The organism is Streptomyces sp. NBC_00414 (assembly GCF_036038375.1).
Classification (GTDB): domain Bacteria; phylum Actinomycetota; class Actinomycetes; order Streptomycetales; family Streptomycetaceae; genus Streptomyces.
The window spans coordinates 4,614,766-4,628,890 of record NZ_CP107935.1; the positions used below are offsets into that span (position 1 = coordinate 4,614,766).

At 72.2% G+C, this 14,125-nt stretch carries 14 protein-coding genes; 9 read left to right on the forward strand and 5 right to left on the reverse strand.

The features are described 5' to 3' along the window. The first annotated feature begins 103 nt into the window (after window positions 1–103). Both OHS59_RS19790 and OHS59_RS19795 read left to right on the forward strand, forming a co-directional pair. Window positions 104–970 (forward strand): hypothetical protein, encoded by an 867-nt coding sequence (locus OHS59_RS19790; RefSeq protein WP_328494738.1) that lies wholly within the window; start codon window positions 104–106, stop codon window positions 968–970. A gap of 81 nt (window positions 971–1,051) precedes the next feature. After that, window positions 1,052–1,558: a DUF2165 domain-containing protein gene (locus OHS59_RS19795; protein ID WP_328494739.1), complete on the forward strand. Its 507-nt coding sequence runs from the start codon at window positions 1,052–1,054 to the stop codon at window positions 1,556–1,558. A 71-nt stretch (window positions 1,559–1,629) separates the two neighbouring features. On the opposite strand, the gene OHS59_RS19800 is transcribed toward OHS59_RS19795, so the two are convergent. Continuing rightward, entirely contained in the window at window positions 1,630–5,019 is a 3,390-nt protein-coding gene (locus OHS59_RS19800; protein WP_328494740.1) for a tetratricopeptide repeat protein, read from the reverse strand. A 447-nt stretch (window positions 5,020–5,466) separates the two neighbouring features. On the opposite strand from OHS59_RS19800, the gene OHS59_RS19805 reads away from it, so the two are divergent. Continuing rightward, window positions 5,467–5,799, forward strand: a complete 333-nt coding sequence (locus OHS59_RS19805) for a hypothetical protein (protein WP_328494741.1) — start codon at window positions 5,467–5,469, stop codon at window positions 5,797–5,799. Between the two features lie 35 nt (window positions 5,800–5,834). On the opposite strand, the gene OHS59_RS19810 is transcribed toward OHS59_RS19805, so the two are convergent. Further along, complete coding sequence (locus tag OHS59_RS19810; protein ID WP_328494742.1) at window positions 5,835–6,200, reverse strand: STAS domain-containing protein; 366 nt, start codon at window positions 6,198–6,200, stop codon at window positions 5,835–5,837. Between the two features lie 223 nt (window positions 6,201–6,423). Between OHS59_RS19810 and OHS59_RS19815 the strand changes: the two genes are divergently transcribed. Next, complete coding sequence (locus OHS59_RS19815) at window positions 6,424–6,852, forward strand: ATP-binding protein (RefSeq protein WP_328494743.1); 429 nt, start codon at window positions 6,424–6,426, stop codon at window positions 6,850–6,852. Window positions 6,853–6,864: 12 nt separating this feature from the next. Here OHS59_RS19815 and arsM read toward each other — a convergent pair whose 3' ends face one another. Continuing rightward, on the reverse strand, window positions 6,865–7,659 hold the full coding sequence (gene arsM / locus OHS59_RS19820) for an arsenite methyltransferase (RefSeq protein ID WP_328494744.1): 795 nt from the start codon (window positions 7,657–7,659) through the stop codon (window positions 6,865–6,867). 115 nt (window positions 7,660–7,774) lie between these two features. On the opposite strand from arsM, the gene OHS59_RS19825 reads away from it, so the two are divergent. The 5 genes from OHS59_RS19825 (at window position 7,775) to sigJ (ending at window position 10,826) form a co-directional block, all read left to right on the forward strand. Then, window positions 7,775–8,182 carry an ArsR/SmtB family transcription factor gene (locus OHS59_RS19825; protein ID WP_328494745.1) on the forward strand — a complete coding sequence of 136 codons (408 nt, stop codon included), beginning with the start codon at window positions 7,775–7,777 and terminating at the stop codon, window positions 8,180–8,182. Window positions 8,183–8,193: 11 nt separating this feature from the next. After that, window positions 8,194–8,610, forward strand: a complete 417-nt coding sequence (locus OHS59_RS19830; RefSeq protein WP_328499281.1) for an arsenate reductase ArsC — start codon at window positions 8,194–8,196, stop codon at window positions 8,608–8,610. Between the two features lie 61 nt (window positions 8,611–8,671). Further along, the gene (locus OHS59_RS19835; RefSeq protein WP_328494746.1) at window positions 8,672–9,142 is read left to right on the forward strand and encodes a hypothetical protein; all 471 of its coding nucleotides are present in this window, start codon (window positions 8,672–8,674) and stop codon (window positions 9,140–9,142) included. After that, window positions 9,127–9,903 (forward strand): SDR family oxidoreductase, encoded by a 777-nt coding sequence (locus OHS59_RS19840; RefSeq protein WP_328494747.1) that lies wholly within the window; start codon window positions 9,127–9,129, stop codon window positions 9,901–9,903. The genes OHS59_RS19835 and OHS59_RS19840 overlap by 16 nt, the downstream gene beginning before the upstream one ends. Window positions 9,904–9,932: 29 nt before the next feature. Then, window positions 9,933–10,826, forward strand: coding sequence for an RNA polymerase sigma factor SigJ (gene sigJ, locus OHS59_RS19845; RefSeq protein ID WP_328499282.1), 894 nt, complete (start codon window positions 9,933–9,935; stop codon window positions 10,824–10,826). Window positions 10,827–10,848: 22 nt separating this feature from the next. On the opposite strand, the gene OHS59_RS19850 is transcribed toward sigJ, so the two are convergent. After that, window positions 10,849–11,421: a hypothetical protein gene (locus OHS59_RS19850; RefSeq protein WP_443061469.1), complete on the reverse strand. Its 573-nt coding sequence runs from the start codon at window positions 11,419–11,421 to the stop codon at window positions 10,849–10,851. Window positions 11,422–11,538: 117 nt separating this feature from the next. After that, window positions 11,539–14,124 (reverse strand): bifunctional FO biosynthesis protein CofGH, encoded by a 2,586-nt coding sequence (locus tag OHS59_RS19855; protein WP_328494749.1) that lies wholly within the window; start codon window positions 14,122–14,124, stop codon window positions 11,539–11,541. Between the last annotated feature and the right edge of the window lies 1 nt (window position 14,125).

Sequence of the window (14,125 nt, forward strand, 5' to 3'; positions counted from 1 at the left end):
CCGGCTCTGGCGGTTGATCTGACGGTCCGTCAGAGTAGGGGCGTCCGGAGAAGGACGGAAGAGGACGGGACGAAGGACGGAACAGGGAGAAGGGGAGAGCGCCATGCTCGATGACACGACGCCCGTCGACCCAGCTGTCGACACCCGCAGCGAGGTGTACGCGGAACTCGCCGCCGTCGGCCCGTACGGTGTGCGTCCCGGCCATGCCCTGATCACGATGGTGGAGCCCCATCCGGGCCACGAGTACGCGTACAACCGCTGGTACGAGGACGACCACTTCATCGCCGGGGCGATGGCGATGCCCTGGATGTACGCGGGGCGGCGCTGGGTCGCCACCCGCGATCTCCAGCTCCTGCGCTACCCGGAGAAGTCCGCGGTCGCGCAGCCGGTCACCACCGGCTGCTACCTCTCGACGTACTGGGTCACGGACGGGCGTCACGACGACCACATGAAGTGGACCGTGGGCATCAACAAGCGGCTGAACAGGGACGGGCGGGTCTATCAGGACCGCACGCACGTCTTCACCGCGTTCCAGGACCACGAGGCGACGGTGTACCGGGACGGGGCCGCCGGGCCGCGCGACTTCCACGCGCTGGACCACCCCTACGCGGGGCTGGTGCTTCAGGTCGTCGACGCCGAATCGCCCGCGCGGCGGGGCGAACTGCTGGAGTGGCTGCGGGCGCGGCACCTCCCGAGGACGCTCGCCGGATCGCCCGCCGCCATGGTCACGGTCTTCCGGCCGACGCCGCTGCCCGGTGACCGTATGACGTACGTGAAGCAGGTCGAGGGTGTCGACACCCGGCTGACGCTGCTGTGGTTCCTTGAGGCGGATCCGCGGGAGTGCTGGGAGGAGTACTTCACGGATCTGGACGGTCCGGTGGCCGGGACCGGGCTGGGGCGGGTGGAGTTGGTGGCGCCCTTCGTTCCGACCGTGCCGGGGACCGACCGGTACGTCGACCGGTTGCGGTGAACGGAAATTCGGTGGTTCGCGCGGCATACGTGGTGTCAGGTGTTCGTTGAGCAACACACCTGACAACGGGAGGACTTGACGATGCCCGCAGCACGCGCGTTACCGATCACCGCGGCTCTGCTCACCGGCACGGTCGCGCTCTACATCACGCTCGTGGCGTTCGGGAACATCACCGACTTCGGCACCAACCAGCAGTTCGTCCAGCACGTCATGGCGATGGACACCACCTTCAAGGACGACGACCTGATGTGGCGGGCCGTCGAGTCCAAGGGGGTCCAGGACGCCGTGTACGTCGCGATCATCGTGTGGGAGACGGCCGCCGCGCTCGTTCTGATCCTCGGTACGGTCCAGTGGCTGCGGCGGGATCCGGTGCGGGCTCGGCGGACGTCCACGGTGGGGTTGTCGATGTTGATGCTGCTCTTCGGGGCGGGGTTTCTCGCCGTTGGCGGTGAGTGGTTCGCGATGTGGCAGTCGGAGAACTGGAACGGGCTGGATGCGGCGATGCGGGTGTTCTTGCTGAGCGGGGTCGTGCTGGTCGTGATTCACCTTCCCGTGGACCGGGGGGTGGGGGCGGGGGCGGACGCTTAGGGGGTTGTGGGGCGGGTGCGGGCCGGTGGGGGCTTGTCACGCCGTTCCCCGCGCCCCTTTGGGGGCGGCTCCTACTGTTCGTGGCGGGACTTGATCTCTTCTCGGGATCTTGTTGCTTCCGCCAGTACGGGCTCGATGCGAGAGCGGTCCGCACCTGGGCTGGCCAGGAGGTCCGTGAGGATCAGGGTGAGGTTGGCCAGGTCGTCCCAGGCGGGAGGTGTGGCCAGGAGGTCGGACAGGGCCCGGGTCGCGGTGTGCCAGTCCGCGAGGGCGCAGGCCAGGAAGCAGCGGGACTGGGCGCGTTCCACGTCGCCCAGCGCGCTGTCCGCCTCCGGCAGCTCGGCGTCGGCGCGGACCAGGGTCGCGAGTTCGCGCCAGAGGGGCTCGGCGACAGGCAGGCCCTCCGACCGGCTGACGGTCATCGCCAGTTCGAAGGTGCCCGGGATCGGCTCCGTCGCGCGCAGCCGCTCGGCCGCACGGCGTGCCTGCGGCCACCGACCGGCATGGCGGTGGACCTCGCAGCGCAGGTCTTCCAGGTCGTCGCCGGGCCGCGCCGCCCGGTCCGCGTCGGCCAGCCGTGCGGACGCCTCGTCCCAGCGGCCGCACTGCGTCAGCAGCTCGACGGCCGCGCGGCGCGCCCAGGCCGCCTGCGACGCCGGTTCCAGGGCGGCGCAGCGGTCCAGGTCGGCGAGGGCCCGCTCGGTGCGTCCGGTCGCCAGGCCGACGCGCGCGCGGGTCGCGTACGACCAGCCGTCGTCCGGGTCCAGCTCAAGGGCGCGGTCCAGGTACCGGAGGGCGTCCTCGTACTGCCTCATGAGGAGGTGGGTGCCGCCGAGGCCGGTCAGTGCGAGGCGGTCGTCCGGGCTCCGGTCCAGTACGCGGCGGAAGACGGCGACCGCTTCCTCGTACCGGCCCTCCCTCCGGTACTCAACGCCCAGTTCGACGCTGATCCAGTCGAGGTCCGGGGCGGCCCCGACGGCCCGCTCCAGGTACTCGAACATGGCGGTCCGGTCGCCGAGTTCGTCCTTCGCGCGGGCCGTCATCACCAGCGCCCACGCGTAGTCGGGCCGCAGTTCGACGGCCCGGCCGAAGTCGGCCAGGCCCTCCTCGTACCGGCCCAGGTCGCACAGGGCCGCTCCGCGGCTCGCCAGTGCGGAGGCGTAGTCGGGCTTCAGGGTGAGCGCGCGGGTCAGTTCGGTGACGGCCTCCTCGGGGCGGTCGGCGAGCCGGTAGGCGTCCCCCCGTTCCGACGCGACCCAGTGCGCGTTGGGCGCGACGCGGACCGCCTCGTCGAAGTCGGCGAACGCCCTGTCCGGTTCGCCCCTGGTGCGGCGCAGGCGGGCCCTGCGCACCAGCGCCCAGGGGTTGTCCGCCTCGATGCCCAGCGCGCGGTTGAAGTCGGCGAGCGCCTCGTCGTACCGCCCGAGTGCGTGGCGGCACACGGCTCGGCCGGTCAGCGGGTCGGCGTCGGTCGGGTCGAGGGCGACGGCCCGGTCGAAGTCGGCGACGGCCTCCTCGAAGCGGCCGGCCAGCCGGTAGGTCTCCGCGCGTGCGGCGATGATCCACACGGTGCCGGGGGCCAGTTCGTCCGCCCGGTCGAGTGCGGCGAGGGCCGCCGGGAAGTCGTCCAGCAGCTGATGGGTCCAGCCGCGTCCGTAGTGGGCCCAGGCGAGTCGCGGATCGAGCTCCAGGGCGCGGTCGTACTCCTCCAGGGCCTGCCGGTGCTCGCCGCCGTAGCGCAGTTCCCTGCCCCGCAGGGTGTGTGCGAGCGCCCGGCCGGCCGTGTCGGGTCCCGGCCGGGCCAGGAGCAGGCCCATCGCCGTGGCGATCCCGGCCGTGTCGTCGTCGAGCGCCTCGCCCAGCCGGGCGCCCCACTCGGTGAGGTCGGTGTTGTCCGTGGCGTGGCCCGCGTCCTCCAGCATCCGCGCCCAGCCGCGGCCGACGACGGCGTCCTCCCGGCAGGCCTCGACCAGTTCGCACAGGGCCGCGCCGAGCGCCGCGGGGGGCCGGGCGCAGAGCAGGTGGTAGGTCTCCTCCAGGCGCAGCTCGCGCCACTCCTCGTCGGCCCACAGGTTCTCGGTCTCCCGGCCGGCCTCGGTCTCGGCCCGCCAGTGGGCGAACGTGCCGGCCAGCCGCCGGTGCCGTCCGGTCCACTCCCGCGGGGACCGGCGCCGCTCCAGCCGCAGCATCGGAGCCCGTACGACGTCGTGGTACCGGACCCGGCCCCCGCGCTCGCCGACGAAGGGCAGCCCGGTCAACCAGTCGTACAGCGCGTCCAGTTCGGCCCGGCCGTGCGATGTGACCGGTTCGCCGTCCGGGTGGTCGACCAGGGCCCGGAACACGTCCGCGTCCAGTCGGCGGGGCAGCGCGCAGAGCCGGGCGACCTGGCGGCGGGTGTCGTCGGTCTCCCACTGCAGGAAGCGTTTGACGGCGGTGGCGCTCGGGTCGCCCACGTCGTCCGGGGCGCCGGGGCGGGCTTCCGCGAGCGTCGACACGAGGACGGGCAGGCCGCCGGTGAGGCGCAGCACCTCCTTGACGACCGGTTCGGCGACGACTCCCTTCCCGGCGAGGAGCCCGCGCGACTCGGACTCGGTGAACGGCGCCAGCGACACGTCCGCCACGGAGCCCGCGCCGCTCCAGCGTGCGGTGTCCAGGGGGCGCTGTCCCGCGGTGACCACCACGACGGTGGCGGGCAGTCCGCCGTCCGCCTCGTGGCGCGTGACCGTCTCGTGCAGCCACGGGTCGAGGAAGGGTCCGGTCCGTTCGTACGTGTCGAAGAACAGGACGATCCAGGTGGTGGCGGAGGCCGCCGCGCGCAGTTCGCGGAGCAGGACCGGGGTGAGCACCTTCTCCGGGGACATCACCAGTTCGATGTCGTCGGGGTTGCGGAAGCGGGCGCTCAGGCCGGTGCGCAGGCGGTCCGCGCGCTGGGCGAGCAGGTCGGCGGGCAGGGCGCTCGTGAGGAGTCCGGCGCCCGGTACGGCGGCCTCCACGGCTGCGAGGCCGAGCCCCACGGCGGTCCTGCTCCCGGCGGAAGCGGGCTGTGGCTGCGCCTGTGGTTGCTGGTTCTCCGGTGCCAGTGCGGCGAGGGCGGCGGCCTCCGCCTCGTGCCGCCGCTCCCGGTACACGGCGAGCCGCCGTTCCAGGTCCTTCAACCGCCGGCCCTGGTCCGCGAACTGACGGCACATCTCGGCCATCGCCTCCGGCACGCTGCCGGCCCGCTCGTCGACGTACGCCGTCAGCGCCCCGCGTTCGCGTGCGAGCTGCCGCAACTCCTGGACCAGGAAGGTCTTCCCGACTCCCGCGGTGCCGTGCACATGGAAGCGGAAGCGCTGCCGGGGGTCTCCGACCGGGATGTCGAAGTTCGCGAGGAACGCGGCCCGTTCGGCGTCCCGGCCCACGAATCCGGCCCGGTTGCCCCGCTGGATCAGCTCCTGCCGCGACGGCCCTGCCTGCGCCACCGGTCCGCCTCCTCGCCACGCCGGGTCCTGTACGGGTCCCAGTGTGGATCAACTTGGCGTGCGGGGCCCAGGAGTTGACGGGTCGGCCGCGGCCCGTCGGGGTGCCGGCGGCTGCCTCGTCGACGCGGGCCCACCGTCGCCCGCATCCCGAGGCCCGGCGGGAAGGCCATGAACCGTCATACCCACTCGCCCTGAAACGGGCTGTCGCCGGAGGCATATTCAGGCCTAGCCTGAAGGCAGTCCGTGAGACCTTCGGTCGCCGTTGCTACGGCGTCGTGGTCCGGCGATCGCTCGGGGCCCGAGGGACGCCCCTACGTCAGCGGCTGTGTTCCGCGGGACCTTGATCCCGCTTCTTCGGCATCGCACGAGGAACCGCCGCGGCTTGCGCCCCCAGACCACGGTCACCTCCCGCTTCCCCGCCGGTGCATGGCTATGGGAAATCCAGCCATGTCCAAATACTTCATCGACGACCTCATGTTCATCCAGCCGCTGGGCCACGAGCCGGGCATCAAGCTCTACGGCCAGGTCATGGGAGTCCATCAGATCCCCCTCACCCTGGCCCTGCAGTCCTGCCGCCGGCAGCACCAGGACGTGACCGTCGACCTCACCGGCGTCCACTACCTCTCCCAGAGCGCACTCGAAACGCTGGTCAGCGCGGCCGACACCCTGCCGCCGCCCGGCCGGCTGACCCTGCGGGCCGGACCCGAACTCGACCTCCCCGGACGGCTCGCGTCCCGCGGCTGGCACGAGACCCAGAGCCTCCAGCTCGCCGAGCCCTGACCGCGAGGGCGGCCGGCGGCCCGCGGAATCAGCGGTCAGTGCCGGAGAGCCTGCTCGACGGTCGGATAGCAGCGGATGACCGTGTCGAGGCCGACCAGCTCCAGTACGCGCCGCACGGACGGTCGCGCGCCTGCCACGCGGACCCAGCCCTCGGTGGCCGCGGCGGCCTTGTAGGCGATGATGAGCACGTTGACGCCGCTGGAATCCATGAAGGTCACGCCGGTCAGGTCGGCCACGGTCCGCTGCGGCACGTCTGCGGCCGGCCGTTGCAGTGCCTCCTCGACGCGATCACGCGAATCATGATCCAGGTCACCGCACAGAGTGACGACGTGCACGCCGTCGACAGTGGTGCGGCTGGCCGACACTCGGCCGCCGGGCTGTGCTGGATGTGACTGGGTCACGGTGTCCTCGCTGCGTTCGCTGATGCGGCTCGAATCCGAGCGCGCACGAGCCGGTTCCAGGAGTGTCGGCGCACATGCTCGACCGGTCGGCCCGCTGCTGCAAGAGTCGCATGGAGGGGGCCGTCGGGTACCGGGCCGGGGCCAGTGAACTCGGAGGCGGGCAAAAGACGTGCGGTCAGTCGACGGGGAGAGCGAACCGGACGCGCCGGTCATATCCACTGCCATGGCACTGAACGGCGACACCTCGTGCATCGCCGCGGCGCGCCGCTTCGCCGCCGACTTCCTCACCCGCGCCCGCACCGACCAGGGGGTCGCCGTCTCCGCCCACGCCGTGGGCCTCACCCAGTTGGTCGTCAGCGAACTGGTCACCAACGCCCGCAAACACGCCCCCGGCCCCGCGCTGCTGGAACTGCGCATCGCGGGCGCCGCGGTGGAGGTGACCGTGCAGGACAGCGTCCGCGCACGGCCCACCGTCCACACCTCCGACCCTCAGCGCGTCGGACGGCACGGCCTGGAGATCGTCCAGGCCGTCACCGAGGACTTGTCCATCCACCTCGGACCGACCGGCAAGCGGGTCACCGCGCACGTCGCCCTGGCCGATCCCTCGACCCGCAGGAACGACAGCGCCGCCCCTCCCCCGGACCCGCGGTGACCCGCACGCCACTCACGACCCTGCGACGGCCGCGCCCGCTCCGGCTTCCGTGGCCCGGGGCTTGGCGGCCCTGACGGTGGCGGAGTGCATCCCGTCGGCGACGGAGTGCGTCGGGGTGATCTCGATGTCCGTGAACCCGGCGGCCGCCAGCCCTTCGCGGTATTCGGCGAAGGAGAGGGCACCGGCGATACAGCCGACGTGGTCGCCGCGCTCGGCCCGCTGTCCGGGGGTGAGGGTGTCGTCGGCGACGACGTCCGAGACGCCGATCCGGCCGCCGGGCCGCAGGACGCGGAAGGTCTCGGCGAAGACCGACCGCTTGTCGGTGGACAGGTTGATCACGCAGTTGGAGATCACGACGTCGATCGTCGCGGCGGGCAGCGGGATCGCCTCGATGGTGCCCTTGAGGAACTCGACGTTCGTCGCGCCCGCCCTCCGCTGATTGGCCAGGGCCAGGGCGAGCATCTCCTCGGTCATGTCCAGCCCGTACGCCCTGCCGGTGGCGCCGACCCGGCGGGCGGAGAGCAGGACGTCGATGCCGCCGCCGGATCCGAGGTCCAGGACCCGCTCGCCCTCGTGGAGGTCGGCCACGGCGGTGGGGTTGCCGCAGCCGAGCGAGGCGGCGAGGGCCTCGGCGGGCAGCACTTCGTGCTCGCCGCCGGCGTAGAGGGCTGAGCCGAAGTTGTCGTCGATCTCGACGGCAGCCGGTCCGCAGCAGCCGGTGCCGCCCTCGGCCACCTGGATCGCGGCCTCGGCGTAACGCCGGCGGACGGTCTCGCGCAGGTCGTCGGACTGATCGGTCTCGGTCATGACTCGCTCCTTGTGACTGGGCACGGCGGGGCTCACCAACATGCCCCGACCAAGCTGGATTCACGTTCTTCGATTCAACCTTGCGTCTTGGATCGAAAAACGTCAACATAGAGGCATGTCGAAACAAGAACTTGTGGTGCTCGGCCGGGACGGCGCCGACGGCTGCTGCCCGGACGTGCTGACCGCCCCGCTGGACGAGGAACGGGCCGTCGGACTGGCGAAGGCGTTCAAGGCGCTCGGCGACCCGGTCCGCCTGCGGCTGCTGTCGATGATCGCCTCACAGGCCGGCGGGGAGATCTGCGTCTGCGACCTCACCCCGGCCTTCGAGCTGTCGCAGCCGACGATCTCCCACCACCTGAAGCTGCTGAAGCAGGCCGGGCTGATCGACTCCGAACGGCGCGGTACGTGGGTGTACTACCGGCTGCTGCCCGCGACGACCGACAAGCTCGCCGCGGCCCTGACCCGCCCCACCGCACCGGCCGACGCCACCGCCGTCCCCGCCACCGCGGGCTCCGCCTCGTGAACGCGCCGGGCGTGCCCGACGCCCGCGCCGCGAAACCGTCGGTGCTCTTCGTGTGCGTCCACAACGCGGGCCGCTCGCAGATGGCCGCCGCCTTCCTCACCCACCTCTCCGAGGGCCGCGTCGAGGTCCGCTCCGCCGGGTCCGCGCCGGCCGGCACCGTGAACCCGGCCGCCGTCCGGGTCATGGCGGAGGCGGGCATCGACCTGTCCGCCGAGACGCCGAAGCTCCTGACGACGGAGGCCGTGCAGGCGTCCGACGTGGTGATCACCATGGGCTGCGGCGACACCTGCCCCGTCTTCCCCGGCAAGCGGTACCTCGACTGGGAACTCGACGACCCGGCAGGACAGGGCGTCGAGGCCGTCCGGCCGATCCGGGACGAGATCGAGCGGCGCGTCCGCGCCCTCCTCGCCGAACTGCTCGGGCAGTGACCGTTCCACCGGCCCGAACGTCCTCACCTCACACTTTCGAGGGCTGTCTCGTCATACAGGCATGAACACGAAAATCCGGTACGCCGTCCTCGGCTTTCTCGCCGGGACCGCGCTCTACACAGGCATCTGGGCCTACTTCGCGCCGAAGGAATGGCATGCCGGCTTTCCCGGCTTCGGGATGAGCTGGCTGCCTCAGCTGGGCCCGTACAACGAACACCTCGCCAAGGACGCCGGGGCCATGTTCCTCGCGCTGGCGATGCTGACGGCCATCACGCTGAGTGCCGTACGGAACAACCGGCTGGTGCAGACGACCGGCGCGGTGTGGCTGGTCTTCAACGTGCTGCATCTCAGCTATCACATGCAGCATCTCGGCATGTACGGCACGCGCGACCAGGTCCTCAACGTCGTCCTGCTGACGGCGCTGCTGCTGGCCTCGGCCGTTCTGCTCGTACCCGTGAAATCCGGTCCGGCGAAGCCCGTACCGGCGAAGTCCGTACCGGCAGAGGGAGGTTCGTCGTGCGCGTCGCGGTAGCGGGTGGGACCGGGCTGGTCGGGGGTCACGTCGTCGAGGAGCTGACGGCGGCCGGGCACGAGCCGGTCGTGCTGGCCAGGTCACGGGGTGTCGACCTCGTGACCGGCGCGGGCCTCGACGCCGTCATGACGGGGGTCGAGGCCGTCGTCGACGTCAGCAATCTGCAGACCACCGGCGCCGGGAAGTCCATCGCGTTCTTCGAGAACGTCAGCCGCAACCTGTTGGACGCCGGCGCCCGGGTCGGCGTGCGGCACCACGTGGTCCTGTCGATCGTCGGCCTCGAACGCGTCGGCTTCGGCTACTACCAGGGCAAGCTGCGCCAGGAGGAGACCGTGGCCAAGAGCGGGGCGGTGCCGTGGACCGTGCTGCGTGCCACGCAGTTCCACGAGTTCCCGGCGCAGGTCCTCGACCGGGTCCCCGGGCCGCTCGCGGTGGTCCCCCGCATGCGTACGCAGCCGGTGGCGGCCCGCGAGGTCGCCCGGCACCTCGTGGAACTCGTCCTCGGACCGCCGCAGGGCATGGCCCCCGAGCTGGCCGGGCCGCGGGTCGAGGAGCTCGTCGACATGGCCCGCCAGCTGGTCCGGGCCCGGGGTCGGCGCCGGCTGCTGCTGCCGGTGAAGATGCCCGGCAGGGCGGGCACTGCCATGGTCGAGGGAGGCAATCTGCCGACCGGGCCCGGCGCCCGCGGCAGCCAGACCTTCGACGAGTGGCTGGCCGAGAATGTCGTACCCGACCGTGCGAAGGGGGTAGCGGGCGAGTGAACGGTCCCGGGTCCGGCCTCGGCTCCCTCATGGCCGAGCGGCGTCGGCTGCTCGGCCTCGGCTACCGCATGCTCGGCTCGGTGCAGGACGCCGAGGACGTCGTCCAGGAGACGTACGCCCGCTGGTACGCCCTGTCCGAGGCCGAGCAGGACGCGATCGTCGCGCCGCTGGCCTGGCTGACCCGGGTCGCCTCGCGGATCTGCCTCGACCAGTTGGCCTCGGCGCGCGTCCGCCGTGAGCGCTACACCGGCGAGTGGCTGCCCGAGCCGGTCAGGGACGGCGGCGCCACCACCTGGACCAGCGCGGGCGGCGGGATCGCCGGAAGCGATCCCGCGGACCGGGTCACGCTCGACGAGTCGGTGAGCATGGGCATGCTCGTGGTCCTGGACTCGGTCACCCCCGCGGAGCGCGTGGCCTTCGTCCTCCACGACGTCTTCGGGGTGCCGTTCGCCGAGATCGCCGAGACCGTCGGCCGGTCCCCCGCGGCCTGCCGCCAGCTCGCCGCCTCGGCCCGGCGGCGGCTCGCCGAGCGGCGGCCCGTCGGCGGCACCACGACGGAGCACCGGCAGGTCGTCTCCGCGTTCCTCGACGCGTGCGGGACCGGCGATCTCGACGCGCTCGTCGCCCTGCTCGATCCCGCGGTCGAGGCGCGCAGCGACGGCGGCGGCAGGGTGCGCGCCGCCCTGCGACCGGTCGTCGGCCAGGACAAGGTGGCCCGGTTCCTCCTCGGTCTCCTGCGCAAGGAGCCCGGGTTGGAGGCCGTGGAGGAGGGCGTCAACGGCTTCCCGGGGGTCGCGGTGCGCATCGCCGGGGCGACGGTCGCCGTCGTCGGGGTGGACGTCCGTGACGGCCGCATCAGCAATCTGTGGCTGGTGGTCAACCCGGACAAGCTCCACGCGTGGACCGACACGGAACAGGGCTGAGAGCCGAGGAGGGCGGAAGCCGCTACTTCACGACCGCGACCGTCGTGCCCGCCGTGCCGAACTTCCAGACCGCGTCCCCGTCGGCCGCCTTCATCCGGACCCCGCCCGTCTGCGCGCCCGACTCGGGCGGCGGCGGGGAGGAGCCGTCGAGGGCGTTGGAGAAGGCGACGTTGACCCCGGACGCGACGGCGAAGTAGACGATGTTCTCGATCTCCACGCCGTCGCTGCCGGTCGCGGCCTCGCGCCGGGTGCCGACCGTGTACGTGCCCGGGTCCGGGCTCACCGTCCCCTGCCACACCTTGAAGGTGCGCCGGGGCGCGTCGCTCGCGTCGACCAGCCACACCCGCTTCTGCGCGAGGGAGTAGACGATCCGCCGTCCCGTGCCGGAGCCGTCCGGTACCGCGACCGGCGCGGACTCGTCGGGTGAGGCGGAGGGCTTGGCGCTGGCCGAGGCGGTCGGTTTCTTGCTCGCCGAGGCGGTCGGCTGGGGCCCGTTCTCGGCCTTGACGGCCAGCACGGCCACCAGCACCAGAGCGGCCGCGGTCAGACCGGTGACCCAGGCCCACGAGGGAAGCCGTCGGGCAGGCACGGGCACGCATCTCCTCAGCTCTGACACACCCCGTCGGAGGGTCCGATCATCCTACTCCGACGGGGAACTCCCTCCAGAACCGGCGGCCGCTCCGGTCACTCCGGGATCGGCCGCCGCTTCCGGTCACTCCAGGACCGGCAGCAGTTCCGGCAGGTGCCCGTCCGACAGCTCCGCCGCCCGCTGCCGCTCGTCCGGCACCTTCCCGTACAGCGTGGTCCTGGGCTTCGCCGGGCGGCCCGCCGCCTCCGCCACCGCGATCAGGTCCTTCACCGACTTGTACGAGCCGTAACTCGACCCCGCCATACGGGAGATGGTCTCCTCCATCAGCGTCCCGCCGAGGTCGTTGGCGCCGGAGCGCAGCATCTCGGCGGCGCCCTCCGTGCCCAGCTTCACCCAGCTGGTCTGGATGTTGGGGATGTGGGGGTGGAGGAGGAGCCGGGCCATCGCGATCACCGCGCGGTTGTCGCGGGTCGTCGGGCCGGGCCGGGCGATGCCCGCCAGGTACACGGGCGCGTTGGTGTGGATGAAGGGCAGGGTGACGAACTCCGTGAAGCCGCCCGTCTGCTGCTGGATCCGGGAGAGCGTACGGAAGTGGCCGAGCCAGTGACGGGGCTGGTCCACGTGCCCGTACATCATCGTGGAGGACGAGCGGATGCCGAGTTCGTGGGCCGTCGTGACGACCTCGATCCAGGTCGCCGTCGGGAGCTTGCCCTTGGTGAGGATCCAGCGGACCTCGTCGTCGAGGATCTCCGCGGCGGTGCCGGGGATGGAGTCGAGGCCCGCCTCCTTGGCGGCCGTCAGCCACTCGCGGATGGACATACCCGTACGGGTGGCGCCGTTGACGACCTCCATCGGCGAGAAGGCGTGGACGTGCATGCCGGGGACGCGGGCCTTCACGGCGCGCGCGATGTCGAAGTAGGCGGTGCCCGGCAGGTCGGGGTGGATGCCGCCCTGCATGCAGACCTCGACCGCCCCGACGTCCCAGGCCTGCGCGGCGCGGTCGGCGACCTGGTCCAGGGAGAGCGTGTAGGCGTCCGCGTCGGTGCGGCGCTGGGCGAAGGCGCAGAACCGGCAGCCGGTGTAGCAGACGTTGGTGAAGTTGATGTTCCGCGTGACGATGTAGGTGACGTCGTCGCCGACCGCCGATCTGCGGACGTCGTCGGCGATCCGGCAGAGCGCGTCCAGGGCGGGACCGTCCGCGTGGAGCAGGGCGAGGGCCTCGTCGTCGGTCAGGCGGGTCGGGTCGTCGGCGGCCGTCGCGAGGGCCCCGCGTACGTCCGTGTCGATGCGGGAGGGGACCATCCCGGGCGCCGCGGCCTCCCGCAGCGCCTCCCAGTCGCCGTACACGTGGTCGTAGTCCTCGCGCCGGTCGGAGGTGCGGCCCTCGGTGTCGATGGACGCGTGCAGATCCGTCCGCCCCGACGAGGTGAACGCCTCCTCGGGCTCCTGCCACGGGTGGCCCTCCACGACCGCGTCCGGCACGGCGAGCCCGGTCTCGGGGTCGGCGAGCGCCCGGACGTGCGGGAGCAGCCGCGGGTCCAGCCACGGCTCGCCCCGCCGCACGAACTCGGGGTAGACGCAGAGGCGTTCGCGCAGTTCGAAGCCCGCCTCGGCGGACTGCTCGCGCAGCAGGTCGATCTGCGGCCAGGGTCGCTCGGGGTTGACGTGGTCGATGGTGAGCGGCGAGACCCCGCCCCAGTCGTCGATCCCGGCGCCGATCAGCCGCGCGTACTCGGAGTCGACGAGGTTGGGCGGTGCCTGGAGGCAGGCGGCGGGGCCCATGATGTGCCGGGCCACGGCGACCGTCGCGATCAGTTCGTCCAGCTCGGCGTCCGGCATGCCGCGCATCGCCGTGTCGGGCTTGGCGCGGAAGTTCTGGATGATCAGTTCCTGGATGCCGTGGTAGGCCCGGGAGACGCGCCGCAGCGCGAACAGGCCGTCCGCGCGCTCCTCGTGCGTCTCGCCGATGCCGATCAGCAGACCGCTGGTGAAGGGGACGGAGGAGCGGCCCGCGTCCTCCAGGACGCGCAGCCGGACCGCCGGCTCCTTGTCCGGCGAGCCGTGGTGGGGGCCGCCGGGCTCGGACCACAGCCGGGTCGCGGTCGTCTCCAGCATCATGCCCATGCTCGGCGCGACGGGCTTGAGCCGCTGGAAGTCGGTCCACGACATGACACCCGGGTTGAGGTGGGGCAGCAGGCCCGTCTCCTCCAGGATGCGGATCGAGATGGCCCGTACGTACGCGATCGTGTCGTCGTAGCCGTGCGCGTCGAGCCATTCGCGGGCCTCGGGCCAGCGGTCCTCGGGCTTGTCGCCGAGGGTGATCAGGGCTTCCTTGCAGCCGGCCGCGGCGCCCTTGCGGGCGATGTCGAGCACCTCGTCCGGGGACATGAACATGCCGTGCCCGGCCCGGCGCAGCTTGCCCGGGACGGTGACGAACGTGCAGTAGTGGCACTTGTCCCGGCACAGCCGGGTGAGCGGGATGAAGACGCTCTTCGAGTACGTGATCACGCCGGGGCGGCCCGCCGCCGCGAGGCCCGCGTCACGCACCCGGGCGGCGGACGCGGTCAGGTCGTCCAGGTCGGCGCCGCGCGCCTGGAGCAGCACGGCGGCCTCGGTGACGTCGAGGGCGACGCCGTCGCGGGCGCGTTTGAGCGCGCGACGCATGGCGTTCTCGGTGGGCCCGGTTCCGGAGGTCGCGGAAGTCGTCATC